Annotated in this window: 5 protein-coding genes and 1 tRNA gene; 5 read left to right on the forward strand and 1 reads right to left on the reverse strand. The window is 45.8% G+C overall.

Annotated elements, in window-relative coordinates; genetic code table 11:
- Nucleotides 1-28 precede the first annotated feature (28 nt).
- The gene (locus tag IQ234_RS01190; protein WP_193955718.1) at nucleotides 29-841 is read right to left on the reverse strand and encodes a rhodanese-related sulfurtransferase; all 813 of its coding nucleotides are present in this window, start codon (nucleotides 839-841) and stop codon (nucleotides 29-31) included.
- Between the two features lie 77 nt (nucleotides 842-918).
- Between IQ234_RS01190 and IQ234_RS01195 the strand changes: the two genes are divergently transcribed.
- The 5 genes from IQ234_RS01195 to IQ234_RS01215 all read left to right on the forward strand — a co-directional run bounded on the left by IQ234_RS01195 (nucleotide 919) and on the right by IQ234_RS01215 (nucleotide 21038).
- Nucleotides 919-991, forward strand: a tRNA-Ala gene (locus IQ234_RS01195).
- Nucleotides 992-1068: 77 nt separating this feature from the next.
- On the forward strand, nucleotides 1069-1851 hold the full coding sequence (gene recO, locus IQ234_RS01200) for a DNA repair protein RecO (RefSeq protein WP_193955719.1): 783 nt from the start codon (nucleotides 1069-1071) through the stop codon (nucleotides 1849-1851).
- Nucleotides 1852-1873: 22 nt separating this feature from the next.
- Nucleotides 1874-3364: an MFS transporter gene (locus IQ234_RS01205; protein WP_193955720.1), complete on the forward strand. Its 1491-nt coding sequence runs from the start codon at nucleotides 1874-1876 to the stop codon at nucleotides 3362-3364.
- Nucleotides 3336-3929 (forward strand): hypothetical protein, encoded by a 594-nt coding sequence (locus IQ234_RS01210; RefSeq protein ID WP_228008307.1) that lies wholly within the window; start codon nucleotides 3336-3338, stop codon nucleotides 3927-3929. The genes IQ234_RS01205 and IQ234_RS01210 overlap by 29 nt, the downstream gene beginning before the upstream one ends.
- A 435-nt stretch (nucleotides 3930-4364) precedes the next feature.
- A complete protein-coding gene (locus tag IQ234_RS01215; RefSeq protein WP_193955721.1) occupies nucleotides 4365-21038 on the forward strand; it encodes a CARDB domain-containing protein in 16674 nt (5557 codons plus the stop codon).
- Nucleotides 21039-21058 lie beyond the last annotated feature (20 nt).

Genomic DNA, 21058 nt, shown 5'->3' on the forward strand with positions numbered 1-21058 from the left:
GAGATGATAGCGGGACGATAGGATAAAATTAACTACAATAAGGACAAGATATTCCTGCTCGGTAATTGGGGGACTGTTTATCTTTTTCATCGATGGGATGACCGCAAGCGGGACACATTTCATAATGTCCTACCTCTAGATTAGCTGTTAGTGCCACTCTTTGATCAAAAACAAAACATTCTCCTTGCCAAAGACTCTGATCGGGACTAACTTCTTCTAAGTATTTCAAAATACCTCCCTCTAGCTGATAAACTTGAGAAAAGCCTTGATTTAATAAAAAAGCTGCCGCCTTTTCACAGCGAATTCCCCCCGTACAAAAAAGAGCTATTTTTTTATCGTTAATACTATCAAAATTTTCCTGAATATACTCAGGAAATTGGCGAAAATGCTCGATTTCTGGGTTAAGCGCTCCCGCAAAAGTACCGATCGCCACTTCATAATTATTACGCGTATCGATAACTACCACGTCCGGCTCTTTCAGCAATTGGTTCCACTCTTCAGTTTTGAGATGAATTCCTGTTTTTTCGAGAGGATTAGCCTTGGGTTGACCAAAAGTCACAATTTCCTGTTTTAAGCGAATTTTTAAGCGTTGAAAGGGCAAATAATCACAAACAGACTCTTTCACTTCTAGGTTAGCTAAACGAGTATCGGTTTTTAACCAACTAATCACCTCGGCGATCGCTTGACGGTTCCCAGCGATCGTTGCGTTAATCCCCTCAGCTGCCAGAAGAATAGTTCCTTTAATTCCTCTTTCTTGGCAGTATTTTTGTATTTCTGGCTGTTTTTGACGATAATCTGACAAAGCCACAAACTGGTAAAAAGTGGCGACTAGATAAGACATGGCAAGTAAGGGAAAAATTAACTTGTAATATTTTTCACTATAGGTTATGATAACGAAAGTGTCCTAAAAACCAGATCGGGGGTTTAGCTCAGTTGGTAGAGCGCCTGCTTTGCAAGCAGGATGTCAGCGGTTCGAGTCCGCTAACCTCCATAGTCCTGACTGATTCCCCTGTGCTTGGTGATTAGCTCAAGTCTTCTTGGGGAGACAATCAGCTAGTTAATTATTAAATGATGTCTCGTACCTATCAAGCTACTGGAATCAATCTGCAAGGAATGGCCTTCGGAGAAGCCGATCGCCTCTTAACTATTTTGACCGCCGAATATGGTTTAATTAGAGCCATCGCTCCAGGTGCGCGCAAGTATAAATCTTCCCTGCGGGGTAGAAGTGAACTATTTGTGGTCAATAATCTGTTGATAGTCGCAGGAAAATCCCTAGATAAGGTCGTTCAAGCTGAAACTATCGAATCTTATCCCAAATTAAGTCAAAATCTTGCCAAACTCACCGTTAGTCAATACCTCTGCGAACTGGTTTTGGCGATCGCCCTGAGCGAACAACCCCAGAGGGAATTATACGAGTTAATCTGCAGCCATCTGGCCAGAATTGAAGTCCTCGACGAGAATGAATACATACTTCCCTACCTTTGTCAAGCAATTTTTCATTTCTTAATAATTGCTGGCTTAGTGCCGCAAGTCCATAACTGCCTGTTGACGGGAAAAGCTTTAATTGGGGACAATTGCCTAGGATTTAGTTTCGAGGCAGGGGGAATAATAGATCTAGCTGCCCTAACAGAAACAATCAACCCGCCCAAAATCGATAGTAAACTGACGTTGCAAGAACTGCAATTACTGCAATGTCTAGGAAAAACAGATTTTCCCCCAGAAGAAAACCTTACCTCAGAACTAGCTTGGATTAACCTCGATCGTTTGCTGCGCAGCTATACTCAATATCATCTGGGAAAAACTTTTCGCTCCTCGGCATTAGTTGAGGGTTTATCTCCCTTAGAATTTTAAACAGATAGCAAAAATCATCATAATGCAACTGTTTGACTCAGAAACTGACGACGCTACGTCTAGCGACTCTTCCACACCTGTTTTTAATTCTTCCGATTCCTCACCGAGGCAATCCGACGCAGAAACCATGAACCGCTTGCCTAAACGTGCGCCCAAATCCAATCCCAGTCAGGGTTTTGCCCCAGTGCTAAAAAACCCGCGCTTTCTCATTCTCTGGGCGGGGGGAATTTTTTCCCAATTGGCGGATAAATTCTATTTAGTCCTGATGATCTCCCTAATTGCCACCCATTACCAAAAAGCCGATCAATCGATTAGTGGCTGGGTATCGGCGATAATGATTGCTAATACAATTCCGGCAGTGTTAGTGGGTTCGGTGGCGGGTGTATATGTTGATAGATGGTTAAAAAAACAAGTTTTAGTTATTTCTAACCTTTTACGCGGGGCTTTTGTCCTCGTCATTCCCCTATTATTATGGTTAGTGCGCGAGCAAACTTTAGCCGTTCCCCTCGGTTGGTTGCCTGACGGTTTAAGAAATTGGCATTACCGGTTACAAGGAGAATTTAACTTACCCTTCGGTTTTTTCCTGTTGTTAGTCATTACTTTTCTTGTCTCCACCTTAACCCAATTTTTTGCCCCTGCCGAACAATCTACCCTGCCATTGGTGGTAAAACGTCGTCATCTTCTACCCGCTAATTCCCTCAACACTTTAACCACCATGGCAGTATTAATTATCGGTTTTGCCATCGGTGAACCTCTATTAGCTTTTGCCGATAGCATTTTCGGCACGAGAGCCGGACAATTTGATATTGGCAAAGTGATGATTGTCGGTGGTTTTTATATAATTGCCGGTTTAATTCTAATTATCCTGCGAACTAGCGAAAAATATGTTATTCCTACCGCAGAACAGCCCCATGTTTGGGAAGATATCCGCGACGGCATTCGTTACCTCAACAAAAATCATAAAGTTCGTAACGCTCTAATTCAATTAGTCATCTTATTCTGTATTTTTGCAGCTCTATCAGTATTAGCTGTCAGTATGGCCGAAAAACTACCCGGGTTAAAAGCTTCTCAATTTGGCTTTTTATTAGCCTCCTGTGGTGCAGGAATGGCAGTTAGTGCCATTACTTTGGGTTATTGGGGTCAAAAATTCTCCCACACCCAATTAAGTCTCTGGGGTTCCCTGGGTATGGCGGCAGCTTTAATCGGTTTATCCCTAGCAACAAAAAGTTTAATTTTAGCCTTCGCTATGACCGCTTTATTAGGGATTTTTGCCGCTTTAGTCGGGGTTCCCATGCAAACTACCCTACAGGCAGATACACCCCCCGAAATGCGCGGTAAAGTCTTTGGTTTAGAAAACAATGCCGTTAATATTGCCCTCTCTTTACCCTTAGCTGTTGCGGGTATCGCCGAAACTCAATTCGGACTCCGACCGGTACTATTAGCTTTAGCAGTTATGGCAGTTATCGGCGGTGGTTTTACTTGGTATGTTTCTCGCAATTTATCTAAAGATTAGCGGAACTTTTCAGTTATCAGTTATCAGTTATCAGTTATCAGTTATCAGTTATCAGGAGTTAGGAGTTAGGAGTCAGTATTCAGGAGATTGCTTTTATTTATTCTCCTATCTCCCCCGCAAAGAAGCGAAACTAACATTAACTAAACGGTTGTACGAACAGGGTTATCAACGAGAGGATATTCTCAACCTCTTTAAGTTTATCGATTGGCTGATGAGCTTACCCGCTGAATTAGAACAGGAGTTTCAACAAGAATTAAATCAGTACGAGGAGGAAAAAAGAATGCCTTATATTACCAGTGTTGAAAGAATGGGAATGGAAAAGGGGATGAGAGAATCTGTCATTGATGCCCTTGAGATTGGATTTGAGAATGTGCCTTCTGAACTGGTTAATAAGATTAGCCAAATTAAAGACACTTCTCTTCTAAAAAATCTCCACAGACAAGCGATTACTCTTGACTCAATCTCAGATTTTCAAGGCTATTTAAATCAGTTAATCAAACCTGAAAATTCTGGTTTGTCGCCCAAGACAACGGGTTTCTCCAAGGAACCCGTTTTCTGTGTTTAGTGACAGAGTAGCGGCTTATAATGTGTAATTAATTTTGCTTAGGCACTTATTAATCGCTACAGTTTCTCTTATCTAGTTACGAGCGGCTGAATGGGAGATACCAGCTTAAATTTTCCTCCTAATTCACACAGGAGGATAACCATTGCTTTGAGACTATGAAAACCATAGAGATTAAGCTATTAATAAAACTTAACAATATCAACATCGCATTACCGGTGGCAGCCCAAATAATCTCAACATTTATAACTCAGGATATAGAATTAATAAGCGGATGGCCAATAGCTATATGCTCTAAATTTGGTTAAGTTTTTCAAAAGACTAGATGAAATTACTGAAAACTTCTTGACATAGCTAGTTAGCTTGGGCTAAACTTCCAGAGAAATAGTCAACGATGAACGCCCCAGTATTAACCTTGTTTGTGTTAGAGCTAAGGATATGAGTAATCCTCTGTCAGTACAGGAAACAGCAACTGCTACCTCCTCTTCGATGTTTCAGGAATTGGGTTGGGAACAATTAGCGGCAGTACCTTTCGACTACGGAGTTAGTGCTGGCGGCAGTCTGGCCGCTGACGGAACTTATATCTATGCCGCCGACTTTAGAGGCGATGGCAATGATGATTATATTGACTTAAACAGGAATTTGCGCGATGATAGCGAGGAAAGTTTAGAGAATCTAGTTATTGCTAACGGTTCTGTCCGTTATAATCCCGCAACCGATACCTGGGAAGATTGGCCGACATTAAATGGTGAAGGGGTGTCGGGGGATGCTTTCTCCAACGTTTATGCTCAAGCGATTGATACTGCTGTACCCAATTTAATTATTAGCGAAGTAACAGCACCGAACACCGCTAGTGCTGGTCAGACTATTACCCTATCGTGGACGGGAAAAAATGACGGTTCTGTGACGACGGGGAGTTCCTACTGGTATGACCAGGTAGTCTTCTCCACCAATGATATTTATGGGGATAGTGATGATATTTATTTGACTGACTCTTACATATACAATTATGGCTTACCCTTAGAACCCAATGAAACCTATACAGCAAGTAGTACCGTTACTCTACCCGTACAAGCAGTAGGAAGTGGCTATTTACTATTTAAGACAGATGCTTATAACTACCAAAGAGAATCAAACGAAGACGACAACATTTATGCTCAAGCGATTGATATTGCTGTACCCAATTTAATTATTACTGAAGTAACAGCACCGACTACCGCTAGTGCTGGTCAGACTATTACCCTATCGTGGACGGGGAAAAATGACAGTTCTGTGACTACAGGAAGTTCCTACTGGTATGACCAGGTAGTCTTCTCTACCAATGACATCTATGGGGATAGTGATGATATTTCCCTAACCTGGTACTACTATATTGACAGCTATTATGGACTACCCTTAGAACCCAATGAAACTTATACGGTTAATACCAGTGTCACCCTAGCCAGTGGTGCAGGAGGAAGTGGCTATTTACTATTTAAGACAGATGCTTATAACTACCAAAGAGAATCAAACGAAGACGACAACATTTATGCTCAAGCGATTGATATTGCTGTACCCAATTTAATTATTACTGAAGTAACAGCACCGACTACCGCTAGTGCTGGTCAGACTATTACCCTATCGTGGACGGGGAAAAATGACAGTTCTGTGACTACAGGAAGTTCCTACTGGTATGACCAGGTAGTCTTCTCTACCAATGACATCTATGGGGATAGTGATGATATTTATTTGACTGACTCTTATATCTACAGCTATTATGGATTACCCTTAGAACCCGATGAAACCTATACAGTAAGTAGTGCCGTTACCTTACCTAGTGGTGCAGGAGGAAGTGGCTATTTACTATTTAAGACAGATGCTTATAACTACCAAGGAGAATCAAACGAAGACGACAACATTTATACTCAAGCGATTGATATTGCTGCACCCAATTTAATTATTAGTAATCTCACCGCTCCCACCAACGCTACTGCTGGTCAGACTATTACCCTATCGTGGACGGGAAAAAATGACAGTTCTGTGACTACAGGAAGTTCCTACTGGTACGACCAGGTAGTCTTCTCTACCAATGACATCTATGGGGATAGTGATGATATTTATCTTACTGAACAATTTATCTCCAGTAGCAACGGCTTACCCTTAGAACCCAATGAAACCTATACAGTAAGTCGTAACGTTACCTTACCCAGTAGTGTAGTAAGTAACGGCTATTTGCTAGTGAGAACAGATGTTTATAACTACCAAACAGAATCAAACGAAAACGATAACGTTTATGCTCAAGCGATTGATATTACTGCACCCAATTTAATTATTACTAACTTCACAGCCCCCAGTACCGCCAGCACCCGACAGACAATCGCCCTATCTTGGACAGTGCAGAACCAAGGAACGCAAGTCACCAACACATCTTCGTGGTATGACCGAATTGTTTTCTCATCGGATACCGTTTTTGGCAATGGTGACGATATTTATCTCACGGAAATCTGGGCTTCCACCTTTGCCAATCTCCCCCTCGATCCCGATGAAGCCTATAACGTTACCCAAAATATCACCCTTCCCGACACAGTGGCGGGCAACGGGTATTTACTGGTTAAGACAGATAACTATAATTGGCAATTAGAGAGTAATAAAACCGATAATATTCGCTCGGTTGCGATCGCTGTCAACGCACCAAATCTCGTCATTTCTAACCCCACATCTCCTCCCTCGGCGGCGGTACTTGGTCAAACAGTTCCCCTCTCTTGGCGAGTCACGAATACGGGAACGGTTTCTGCCCTTGCGGGTTGGTATGATCGCGTTTATTTATCCGACGATGGGCTGTTAGATAGTAATGATGTGAATATTGGCGAATTTTACCGACCGAATTCCCTCGCCCCTAATGCCAGTTATACCAATAATCAGAACATCTTCTTACCCGCTACCAGTATTGGTGATCGCTACCTGTTATTTGTCACCGACGTTTACCGAGGACAGGGAGAAACCAACGAAACCGACAATATCATTGCTACTCCCATCACCCTCACCGCACCCGATCTGACCGTCACTGCTGCCACCGCTCCCACCACAGCAGTTACCAGTGGAACCTTCAATGTCTCCTGGACAGTAACCAATGGGGGTGATGTCCTAGCCTCGGCGGATTGGAGCGATGAAGTTCGTTTATCGACGAATACGATCTGGGGAGATTTCGATGATCTCTCCATCACCTCTGGCACGGTTTCGATCGCCGCCCAAACCCCCTTAAATCCCAACAGCAGTTACACCATTGAGCGAACTGTCACCCTGCCGAGTGTGGTTGCGGGGAATTATAATTTGCTGTTCCGTGCTGATCGCAGTAACCAGCAAGGGGAAACCAACGAAGATAATAATGTTCGCTCGCTGCCCATTGCGATCGCTGTTCCCGATCTGGTGGTTTCTGCTGCGGCTGCGCCCACGAACGGCATTGCTAGTCAGAGTATTGCGGTGTCGTGGACGGTAACAAATCAAGGAACGGTGGATGCTGCGGCTGATTGGTACGACTCGGTCTATCTGTCCACGAATAATACCTTTGAGGGTTTTAATGACGTTCGGATTGCCAGTGATCTAATATCGACCCAAACCCCTCTGCTGGCAGGGAATAGCTACACCTTTACTCGTAATGTCACCTTACCCAACCGTCCCGCCGGAGACTATTTTCTCTTATTTCTAGCCGATGATGCCTATTGGTGGGGTAACTCTCAGCGTGAAACGGATGAAAATAATAACGTTCGTGCCGTTCCGATCACGATTGGGGTTCCCGATCTCACGGTGTCGGCAGCGACGGCTCCTAGTTCAGGGGTTTTAGGAGGAGCGATCGACGTTTCTTGGACAGTTACCAATACCAGTACCGTGACAGCACCCGCCGATTGGAGCGATCGCATCTACTTTTCCACGGACGAGGTCTGGAATCCCTCTAGCGATACCCTGATTACGTCGGAAGCGATCGCCACCCAAACGCCCTTAAACGCCGGACTCAGCTATACGGTTAACCGGACGATTACCCTGCCGAATGTGGCTTCAAGCGGTAGTGGTTATCTGCTGTTTGTTGCCGATGCGAACGCTAATCAGGCAGAAAGCAACGAGAATAATAACGTTCGCTCGGTTCCCTTTACCCTCAACGCGCCGAACCTAACAGTGACGGGGGCGACGGCACCCAGTTCGGTTTCCCTAGGCAGTACAATCGCTGTCACCTGGACAGTGGCCAATTCGGGTCTTTTCCCCGCTAACGCCGATTGGTACGATTCGGTTTACCTGTCCGATGATGCGACCTTTAATGGGGGAAGCGATCGCTACTTGGGCGCCCGTTGGGCGGGCAGTAATACGCCCCTAGCAACGGGTAGCAATTACACTGGGACCCTTAATATCACCCTACCTACGACGACAACGGGCAATCGTTTCCTCCTCTTTGTCGCGGATGATGCCTATTATTATGGCAATGGGCAGGGTGAAACTAACGAGAATGACAATACATTTGCCCTGCCAATCAATATTTCCTCAGCAGATCTCGTCCTTGAATCAGCGATCGCTCCAAGTGGGGGCATCATCGGCAACCCCATTACCCTGTCTTGGACGGTAAAAAACCAAGGGACAGGGGAAGCTCCCCAAGATTGGCGGGATTACGTTTACCTATCCTTGAACCAGACCCTAGACGGCTCCGATACGCTCCTCGTCAACGAAGCGATCACCACCCAAACCCCCCTCGCTGCAGACGGCAGCTACACGATCAACAAAACTGTTAACCTAGCCAGTATTACCCCCGGTACGCGTTACCTGATCTTCGTGGCCGATGGTTCCGGCAATCAGGGAGAAATCAACGAGACGAATAACCAGCGAGTCGTTGAAATTGTGGTAACGGCTCCCGATCTGATCGTCTCCACAGCTAATGCGCCAACAACCGCAATCACGGGCAGTAATATTGCTGTGTCGTGGACAACCAGCAATCAGGGAACTTCGGAAGCCTCGGCAGATTGGTCGGACGCGGTTTACCTGTCAGGAGATAGCCTACTCGATGGGTCCGATATATTCATCACCTCGGAAGCGATCGCCAGCCAAACGCCCCTCGCCGCCGGAGCCAGCTACACCATTAGCCGTAACATCGCTTTACCGAGTAATGTATCTGGCGATCGCTTCCTGTTGTTTGTGGCCGACAATTCCAATGCTCAAGGCGAGGTCGATAACACAAATAATGTCCGTGCTGTACCGATTGGCATTAATGCTTCGGCGATTCTCTCCTTCAGTGCGGCTACCTTCCGAGTCAATGAAGACGGGACGGTGATCGCACCAGTGACGATCGAGCGTAGCGGCATCATCACCGAGTCGGTGAGTGTCACCCTCAACCTGAGTAACGGCACGGCGATCGCAGGGAGTGACTATAATAGCTCCCCGCTCACGGTGACATTCGCCCCCGGGGAAACGAGTAAAACCGTCACCATCCCGATAATTAACGATACTCGCTTTGAGCCGGAGGAAACGGTCAATCTAACCCTCTCTAATCCGAGTGCGGGAGCGGTGATCGGGGTACAAAATACGGCGGTACTAACCATTGTTAGCGACGATCTACCCGTTTATGGCAAATTATCCTTTAGTAATGCCCAGTTCACTGTTCGGGAAGATGGGGGTGCAATCGTCGCTGTTACTGTGATCCGGACTGAGGGCAGTGATGGCAACGTTGGCGCGACAATTAATCTAACCGATGGAACAGCGATCGCACTAGGAGATTATAACAATGCTTCCGTTACGGTGAATTTTACCCCGGGGGAAACTAGCAAAACCATTGTCATTCCCATTGTTAACGATGCGATCTACGAACCCGACGAGACGATTAACCTCACTCTAACCAACCCAACAGGTGGCGCAACATTAGGAACCCAACAAACCGCCACCCTAACCATTCTCGATAACGATCCGCCCCAACAAGGTATTCTCTCCTTCAGTCAGTCGTCTTATAGCATCAACGAGAATGGAACGGCAGTCACTCAGGTAACGGTGATGCGTAGCGGCGGCAGCGATGGCGAGGTCAGCGCAACGATTAATCTGTTCAATGGCAGTGCTACCGCTCCTAGCGACTATAATAGCTCCCCGATTATTGTTAATTTTGCCAATGGAGAAACCAGTAAAACCGTCGTTATCCCGATTGTGAACGACACGGTTTATGAGGCAAATGAAACGATTAATCTAACCCTGAGCAACCCCACAGGGGGCGCGATTATTCGGGGACAAAATACAGCGGTTGTTACGATTGTTGATGATGATATTGAACTAAACTTTAGCTCTCGTACTTATAACGCCGGAGAAAATGGAGTACCGGCAGCGCAAGTCACCGTCAATCGTGCGGGAATTACCTCTGTCCCTGTGGGAGTGACGCTGCTGCTTCGGAATGGAACTGCTACTGCCCCCGATGATTACCTCGACACCCCGATCGCCGTCACCTTTGCCTCCGGTGAAACCAGTAAGACGGTGACGCTTCCGATTGTCAATGATGAGCAATTAGAGGCAAATGAAACAATTCTTTTGAGTCTGGTTGATCCTACTAACGGCGCGACCCTCGGTTCCCAAGCCACCGCAACCCTAACTATTGCCAGTGACGACTTGCCCGATTTGGTGGTGAGCAATATTGTTGCTCCCCTCGATGCCCGATCCGGTGGGGCGATCGACGTGACTTGGAGAGTGACTAATCAAGGAAATATCACCGCATCGGGAACTTGGGTCGATTACGTTTATCTTTCCGAGAATGGAGCGATCGGCAACGATCAATTTTTGGGTTCCTTTAGCTTCACTGGGACGCTTGCCCCCGGTGCATCCATCGATCGCACCCAGACGGTGACCTTACCCCTAGCAACCAATGGCGATCGCTGGCTGGTGGTAACGACCGATGCCAACAACGCGATCAAAGAACGTCCCGGCACAGAAAATAATAATAGCCGTATCGATGATCGCCCAATTAATGTCAGTCTCTCCCCCTATCCCAACCTTCAGGTAGCCAGTGTTACTGCGCCAACAACGGCTTTTTCTAGTCAAGAAACAGTCATAAAATGGGTCGTTACCAATACAGGAAATGGCAATACCAATACTCCCTTGTGGTATGACCGAGTGTGGCTATCCCTCGATCAAACTTTAGACAATAGCGATATCTATCTTGGTCAAGCAGCCAACTCCAGTTATCTCAACGTTGGCGAAAGTTATAGCAACACTTTAAATGTGACGCTTCCGGTAGGGATTGACAGTAATTATTATTTTCTGGTACAGGCGGACGGAACTAATCAAGTTTGGGAGTTTGATCGCGAAGGGGATAATATAACCGCAAGTAATGTTACTGATGTAGATTTAACGCCGCCGCCAGATTTACAGATTGCATCGATCATTGTCCCGGCTTCTATATTTTCTGGACAAAAGATCAACCTCAATTGGACAGTCGAAAATCGAGGTGCAGGAAAAACCTTCGGTCGCTATTGGTATGATGATATCTACCTGTCATTAGATCAAACCATTGATACCCGAACGGACTATTATCTAGGGCGACAACAATATAATAGCTTTGCTGTTTTTGACTCTGGTGCGAGTTATACCGTTTCCAAAGAAGTCGAACTTCCGGTTGGCATCAGTGGCAATTATTATTTCCTCGTCAGGACAGATGCCGGAAATTACGTTTTTGAGCAGGCTTTCAAAGAAAATAACACCAGTTCTACCGCCAATCCCGTTAATATTCGGTTAACGCCGCCGCCTGATTTGGAAGTGGATTTTGTGGATGCACCTGCTAGTGCAACTGCTAGTCGTCCACTAACATTTAATTATCGAGTTACTAACTACGGTTCTACGCGCACACCTAACAATAGCTGGAGCGATAGTTTTTATCTATCTACTGATAACAAATTAGATATTGCGACGGATTATAAGTTGGGTGATCGCTCTCGCTTTGGCGCGTTGAATGTCGATGAGTTTTATACGGCTTCTGCTACTTTTACCCTCCCGAATACCCTAACAGGTACTTTTTATTTATTTGTGATCGCAGATAGTAGTAACCAAGTCTTTGAATTAGACAACAACAACAACAGTAATTTTGATAGTCAAGTTATTACTATTACCTCTCGTCCGGCGGATTTAATCGTTTCTGGTAATACCTCGCAAGCGATGGTAGAAAACGGTAAATCCCTGCGGGTTAATTGGACAACTACTAATCAGGGAATTGGTGATACTGCGGGTAACAGTTGGAGCGATCGCGTGATCATCTCGAGAGACAATATCTTAGGAAACAATGATGATTTTATTTTAGCCAGGAATGATGGTTTTAATACCAGAGATTTTAGCCAAAACAGGTTGCTGAACGTGGGGGGAAGTTACTCTCGTAGTGAATTAGTAACGATTCCTTTTAATTTCACGAGTGGAGATTATAACCTCTTTGTTGTTACCGATGCCAATCAAAATGTTTATGAAGCAAGCGGAGAAAATAATAATAGTTCTGCTGCTATTCCAATTCAGGTAGTCCGACGAACTCCAGACTTACAAGTAACTCAGATAACTGCTCCCTCTACAAGCGTTTCTGGACAACCATTTACCGTAACTTGGAAAGTAGAAAATCTAGGCGAGAACACCACTAATTTTTCTTACTGGTACGACGAAGTTTTTCTCTCCACTGACGCTATTTTAAATCAAGGAGACCTTTCTCTAGGCACGATCTATCAATCTCGTAATCTTGACCCATCAGGTTCCTATCAAACTTCTCGAACCTTTACATTACCCGCTGATATTCAAGGCAATTACTATGTTTTAGTTAGTACCGATATCTACAACTACATCACCGAAGATGCCTTAGAAAATAACAACATCGGTGTAGCTGTTACCCCCTCAAATATTGCCCTCAGTCAAGTTCCTGATTTAGTTGTTAATAATCTGGTGACTCCTACTCAAGCCGTTAGTGGACAGTCATTAGAGCTAACGTGGACAGTAAACAATGAAGGATTCAATAGCAGTAGCGGTTGGCGAGATTATTTTTATCTCTCACGCGATCGCTTTTTCGATCCAGCTAACGATATATATCTCGGTTTTGTTGGCGATCGCGAAGGCTTAAACAGCGGACAAACATACACGAAAACCAATCGCTTTACTGTACCCCGTGGCCTCACAGGCGATTATTATCTGGTTGCTATTGCTGATGCTACGAATAGTGTGTACGAGCGGGAGGGAGAAAATAACAACATTTTCGTTACTAATACCTCTATTCCTATCGTTGCTGCTGTCCCAACTGATTTGGTGGCGGGAACTATTACGATTCCGGCTAGTGGAACGCCTGGACGTAGCGCGACGATTACCTATACGGTAGATAATCAAGGGGTAGAATCGGCAATTGGCAATTGGCAGGATTCTATCTATATCTCTGCTGACGATCGATGGGATATTAATGATTTACTGTTTAGTCAAGTCAATGTATCTGGTCCCTTAAATAGCGGTAGTAGCTATAGTAGAACAGTCACAGCAAATCTCCCCGGTGTTGCGACGGGAAACTATCACGTTATTATCCGTAGTGATATCCGCAACAATATTGCCGAATCCAATGAAAGCAATAACCTCAAAGCTTCTCTCAATCAATTTAACGTCGATGTAGCCAGCCTTACCCTGGGAACTGCCGTAGGGGGATACTATACCTCCCCAGGACTCAAGCGAGAAATTGCAGAAATCGCCCAAATTGCGGCTCAATATGGCGTTTCCACTCTGACCTATTCGGCTGGTAATTTACCCCAAGAGTCTTTTTATTACAAAGTTGATGTTGTCGCAGGAGAAACCCTGAAACTAACCCTCGATGGTCGTACTGGAGTTTCCGCCTTCGATGCAAGCAATTACAATGTCGTAAAATCCTTTCCGGTCGCAATTGAAGGCAGTACCATCTATGTTCGTCATGGAGCCGTTCCCACTCCGACTGAATATGATTACTCTTTTTCTGAGGGCTTATCAGAAGATCAAGAAATTACGATCGACTCCACCCGTGGGGGATCATATTATATCCTCACTTCTGCCCCCCAATTGCGGCTCACTGAACCAGAAACTCCAAATACACCCACTAGAAATTACTTCATCAATGCCGTAAGTTCGGGTGGCGGTGGCGGTGGCGGTGGCGGCAGTACCATTGTTGATCCGCGCCCCCGTATTATCGGGATAGGGCTGCCCAGCTATTCTTTAAAAGCAGAAATCATTGATTTTTCGATTCAAGACATAAGCACCAAAAAAGGCAGCAATCGCGGTCAAGTCACGATGGCGATTGAGGGGGCGAAATTTACCCCTGATGGCGAAATCAGCCTGATTGCCAACGACGGAACCACTCGCGCTGCTAGTAAAGTTTGGTGGAAAGATACCACCGAAATGTGGGCGACCTTTGACCTGCGCGGGTTGGCGACCGGATTGTACGATGTTCGTCTGGAGGATGGTAGTAAAGTCGCCCTCGCCAATGATATTTTTACCGTCACCGACGGGGTGGTAGGAAAACTCGAAACCCAGTTGATGGCACCGGCGGCTTTGCGTCCGGGAGAAACAGGCGTTATTGTCATTAACTATGCCAATACGGGTGAGACGGATATTGTCGCGCCGCTACTCACTTTAGGGGCTGATAATGCCAACTTTACCCTTCCCAACGAAGGAGGAGCCGGGAATCCCAGCATCCAAATCCTCGGTATCGACGAAACAGGACCAGCGGGGATTCTCTCCCCTGGTGAAACAGGAGGATTTTCCGTTCGTTTCGTCCCGACCGTTACCGCTAACATCGTTAATTTCTCCCTTTCGCAAGCCTCGGAGAACGAAACACTGGATTGGACTGAGTTAAAAGCCGAAACCCGCCCCGCTCACGTTTCCTCGGAGGCGTGGGACGCAATTTGGCAAAACTTCACGAACTCCGTCGGGACGACGACGGTAAGCTATCAAGCGACCTTAGCAGAAAATGCCAACTCCCTCAGCCAATTGGGGAACTACGTTCACGATGTCAATATTTTACTCGCCTTCGAGCTTCAGCAGAGTAGCAATTCCATTGTTGGTACGGGTTGGGATGGATCTCTTGAAGATCGCCTGATTGTCGGGCCTTTTGGGCGCGGGGGTTCCTCTCCTTGGGAAATTAACCTCACGAATACCAATGGCGATGTTACGATTCTCTACGGCAATACTCCTCGACTTTTTAGCGTAGAGCCTGATGGTACTTATCGCCCGTCAGTGGGGGATAATGGCACACTCACGGTATCGCAAGGAATCTATCACCTACGGGAAGCAGATGGAACCTTAACGGTATTCAGAGCCGATGGTAAATTTAACTATATCGAAGATACGAACGGTATCCGACTGACGGCGAGTTACGGTGATGGTCGATTAACCCGCTTAGAAAGTACCTGGGGAAATAGCCTTGCTTTTAGCTATAACGCTCAAGGAAGGATCGCGCAGGTTACGGAAGAAGATGGCCAGACGAGCAATTATGAATATGATGCTACTGGACAGTATTTATTAAGTGTCACCACACCGGAAGGAACGACTCGCTACACCTATTACGATGCTTCGGCGGCGGTGGGGAGTCAACAGGCGATTAAATCCGTCACTTTCTCGGATAATTCGACCCTAGCTTTTGTGTACGACAGTCAGGGACGGGTGACGCAGGAAAGCTGGAATAACGGCGCAAGGGTCACGAACTATCAATATGATGCGACGGGTGGCGTGACAGTTACTGATGCTATCGGTTCCCAAACCCAGATGTTATTTAATGAATTTGGGTTGATGGGACGACTGGAAGATCCCCTCGATCGCCTGACGCGCTTCCAATACGATAGCGATGGAAATCTGACGAGTTTGATTGCTCCTGATAATACCGCTTCGGTCTTTACCTATGATCAGAAAGGCAATGTTTTAACCTCGCGTAATACCTTGGGACAACAGGTTAAATTCGCCTACGAACCGACCTTTAATCAATTAGCTTCGGTACAGGATCAAAAAGGGAATCCCCTCTCTTACAGTTACGATAATAAAGGTAATTTGACGGCGATTACCTATGCCGATGGTAGTAAAGAAACCTTTAGCCGTGATGCTTTTGGTAATGTCAGTGTCTCGACAAACCGTCGCGGACAACCGATTGAATACACCTACAACAGCCAGGGACTACTAACCCGCAAGCAATATACAGACGGCACTTTTGCAGCTTTCACCTATGACGGACGGGGTAATCTTCTCTCGGCGATCGATGCTGATAGTAGCGTGTCCTATGCTTATGATAATGCCGATCGCCTGACGAAAGTAACCTACGGTGCGGGACGTTATGTGGAGTATGGCTACGATAATGCGGGTCGTCGCAATCGGATGGCGAATGGCGATGGTTTGATGGTGAATTATGGCTACGATGATTTAGGACAGCTTTCTCAATTAACCGATGGCAATGGTGGGAATATTATCACCTATACCTACGATGCGATCGGTCGTCTGACACGGGAAGATAATGGCAACGGAACTTATACAACCTACAACTATGATCCTGCGGGACAGTTGTTGAGTTTGGTGAATTATCAAGCCGATAACACGGTTAATTCCCGTTATGATTACACCTACGATGTCATGGGTCGTCGTACCTCAATGACGACGCTAGAGGGAACAACGAATTATAGCTACGATGCGATCGGACAGTTAACTGGGGTCAGTTTGTCTAATGGACGCACGATTCAATATCGCTATGATGCAGCGGGTAATCGGATTGCTGTCACCGATAGCGGAGTAGCAACGAATTACAGTACCAATAATCTGAATCAGTACACCAGTGCGGGAGGGGCTACTTTTACTTATGATACCGATGGCAATTTGATTCGCAAACAGGACGGCAGCCAAACTTGGGATTATCGTTATGACAGTGAGAATCGTCTGGTTGGGGTTAATTCGGGAAGTGATGCGTGGATTTATGAATATGATGCGATCGGTAATCGGATCGCGACGATTTACAATGGACAACGGACTGAATATTTGGTCGATCCCACTGGTTTAGGGGATGTGGTTGGGGAGTATAACGGTACGGGTAGTCTCATTGCCAGTTATGCTCACGGTTTGGGATTAGTTAGTCGCTTTGATGGGAGTGGGGCGAGTTTCTATGATGCGGATGCGATCGGTTCTATTGTCGGTTTAACGGGTAATAGTGGCAGTTATTTGAATCAGTATAGCTATCTGCCTTTTGGGCAAGATTTAAGTAAATCTGAGACGATTTCTAACCCCTTTGAGTATGTGGGTCAATGGGGTGTGATGGATGAAGGTAATGGTTTAACCTTTATGCGAGCGAGATATTATGACTCAAATACAGGTAAGTTTACGGCGGTTGATCCGATAGGGATTGAGGGACGAGATGCAAATCTCTATCGTTACACCTTTAATAACCCAGTTAGCTATAGTGATCCGTCAGGAAATCTTGTTCCATTGATTCCAATAGCAATTGCGGCTTTCACTGGAGCAGCAATAGGAGCAGGCACAGATCTGGCAGTTCAAGGAGTTGGTAACTTATTAGGATTGCAACAGGGAGTGGATTGGGGAAGTGTAGGTGTTTCTGCTGGTATAGGAGCTTTGGGAGGTGGAGCAATAGCAGGTGTGAGAAATGTCGGTGTACAAGCAGGAAAACAATTTAGTCATGCCATCCCGAGCCGTGCATCCTGGGCTCCAAAATGGTTGAGAGATCAGAATAATCCTATTGGTCGATTAAATGGTGAATATCTCACACCTCGACAACATTACAAAGTTGACCCTTTTGGTGGATACGGTGGCGTAAGAGGGGGAGGATTTGTGCCGAAAGGAGCTCATCAAGGTGTTCCCAGATATAGTTGGTGGAGACAGAGATGGAATCGGATACCTGCATGGATCGGACCAGGATGGTTCTTAGGTCCAGTTGCAGGGGCGTTAACCCGTATCATCCGCCCCTCAGACCCCAACGATATCGTTGGACCCGATGGATTCGGTGAAGAAAACTGGCTCCTCTCCACCTCGACCCTTCCCTATACCATCCGCTTTGAAAACCAAGCCACAGCCACCGCACCCGCGCAGGTCGTCACCATCACTCATCCCCTCGACAGTGACCTCGACCTCCGCACCTTCCGCCTCGGTGACTTCGGTTGGAGTGGCCTCACCTTCGATGTCCCCGATAACGTCGCCTTCTATAGCCAACGATTAGACCTCACCGCCACCAAAGGATTCCTCGTCGATGTGGCTGCTGGAATCGACATCGCCAGCAAACAAGCCTTTTGGACCTTGACCACCATCGATCCCAACACCGGCGAAATCCCCCAAGATCCCAGTATCGGCTTCCTTCCCCCCAACAACGATACAGGTATTGGCGATGGCTTCGTCAACTACACCATTCGTCCCGGTCGCAATGTCACCACCGGAACCGTCATCGATGCTCAGGCCACCATCGTCTTCGATAACGAAGCACCCATCGATACCCCACCCATCTTTAACACCCTGGACGCAGGAAAACCCAGCAGTCAGGTCGAATCCCTGGCAAATACCGTTGATACTTCCGATTTCCTGGTGAAATGGACGGGTAACGACGATGAGAACGGTTCCGGGATTGCTTCCTTCGATGTCTATGTCTCCGAAAATGGCGGTAACTTTACCCTCTGGCTCGACAATACCACCCTCACAGAAGCCAGCTATCGCGGTCAACCGGGCAAGTTCTACGCCTTCTACACCGTAGCCGTAGATAATGTCGGTAATCTGGAAATTACGCCAACAAATGCCCAAGCTACCACCCAAATCGCTAATAGTAACGTTAATCAAACTCCTATTTTAGGCGTTAACAAAGGATTAACCCTCAACGAAGCCGCCACCGCTATTATTAGCCTTAGCTTGCTTCAAGTTACTGATGCTGATAACACCCCAACCCAGTTAACCTATACCTTAACTACCCTTCCATCTGAAGGTATCCTCAAACTCAACAATAATCCCCTGTCCCTGAATGCCCAATTTACCCAAGAGGCGATTAATAACAACCTCCTAACTTATACCCATAATGGGAGTGAAACTATCTCAGATCGCTTTAATTTCAGTGTTACAGATGGGACTAATACCTTAAATAATAATATCTTTGGTATTAGCATTAATCCTGTTAATGATGTTCCGATTGTCTTAAATGCGATCGCCTCTCAATCCACCACCGAAGGACAAACCTTTAGCTATACTTTCCCAGAAAACACATTCTTTGATAACGATCTCAATGAAGTTCTCACTTATACAGCAACCTTAGAAAATGGTAATTCTTTACCAACTTGGTTGAGTTTTAATGCAGCAACTCGTACCTTTAATGGGATTCCAACCGCAGACAGTTCTGGAACCTTAATCGTTGTTGTAACTGCGATCGATACAGCGCAAACTAGCGTCAGTAATTCCTTTAATTTAACTATTCTTGAAGGACAATCAAGCGATCATCCACCAACTGTTCTCAATCCGATTACAGATGTTAATGTTAACGAAGATGCAGCCAATACCGTCATTGATATAACCAACGTCTTCACTGATATTGATAATGACATCGCTTCAATCGTTAAATCAGTATTCCTCAATGACAATACAGGATTAGTCACTGCTACCATCGTTGACAATCAGTTAACCCTCGACTACCAAGATAATAAATTTGGGACAGCTAATATCACAATTCGGGGAACATCCAACGGTAAAACTGTTGACAATACCTTCGTCATCACAGTTAACCCAGTAGATGACGCACCAACCGTCCTCAATCCGATTACAGATGTCAATGTTAACGAAGATGCAGCCAATACCGTCATTGATATAACCAACGTCTTCACCGATATTGATAATGACATCGCTTTAATTGTTAAATCAGTATTCCTCAATGACAATACAGGATTAGTCACTGCTACCATCGTTAACAATCAGTTAACCCTCGACTACCAAGACAATAAATTTGGGACAGCTAATCTGACAATTCGTGGAACATCCAACGGTAAAACTGTTGAAGATAGTTTCCTAGTCACAGTTAACCCCGTCAATGATGCACCCACATTACAACAGAAAATAGCCAATCAAACCGCCACCGAAGGACAACCCTTCAGCTTCACCATTCCCCCTAATACCTTCAACGACGTAGATGGAGATACTCTCACCTACACCCTAGCAACAGAAACAGTCCTCCCCAGTGGCATCACCTTTGATGCCGCCACAGGAACCTTCAGTGGCACTCCCTCCGATACCGCCTCCGGCATCTATAACCTTACAGTAATCGCCAGCGATTCAGCCGGAGAAAAAGCCAACGATAGCTTTAGCCTCAACGTACTCAACCCCATCAACGGTAGCAGCAGCAGTGAAACCATCAACGGTACTAGCGGCGACGACCACATCAATGCCGGTGCAGGTAACGATAACGTCAACGGCGGTGAAGGCAACGATATTCTCGACGGTGGCACAGGAAATGACCGACTCGCAGGCGGTCCTGGCGACGACACCTACATTGTCGATAGCAGCCGTGATGTAGTCATCGAAAATGGTGGAGAGGGCAAAGATACCATCAAATCCTCTGTAAATTACACTCTCACCGTCAACATCGAAGATCTCACCTTAGCAGGCAATGACAACACCAACGGCACAGGTAACAACCTAGATAATCTCATCACCGGCAACAGTGGCAATAACCTACTCAAGGGATTAGATGGCAACGACACCCTTATCGGTAGTGCCGGTAACGACACCCTGATTGGTGGAAAAGGAAATGACATTCTCACCGGCGGCGATGGCAGCGACTCATTCCTCTTTGGCAGTGGTGCTATCTTTAATAGCAGTGACTTTGGAGTTGATAGTATCAGTGACTTTATCAAAGAAAATGACAAAATTATCCTAAGTAAAACCTCCTTCAATGCTCTTGTTAGTACCATTGGCAATAACTTACAAGCCGCCGAATTTGCCACCATCAATGATACGGCTAACGAACTAAATTTAGTTGGTTCGAGTAATGCTAAAATCGTTTACAATCTAGCAACAGGTAATCTGTTCTACAATCAAAATGGAGCCACGACAGGATTAGGTAATGGCGCACTTTTTGCCACTCTTAATGGCATCCCAGTGCTAAATGAGAATGACATTTTAATTCAAGCTTAAGTAAACAGCAAGGGAAATAT

The organism is Microcystis aeruginosa LEGE 91341 (genome assembly GCF_015206885.1).
GTDB lineage: Bacteria > Cyanobacteriota > Cyanobacteriia > Cyanobacteriales > Microcystaceae > Microcystis > Microcystis aeruginosa_H.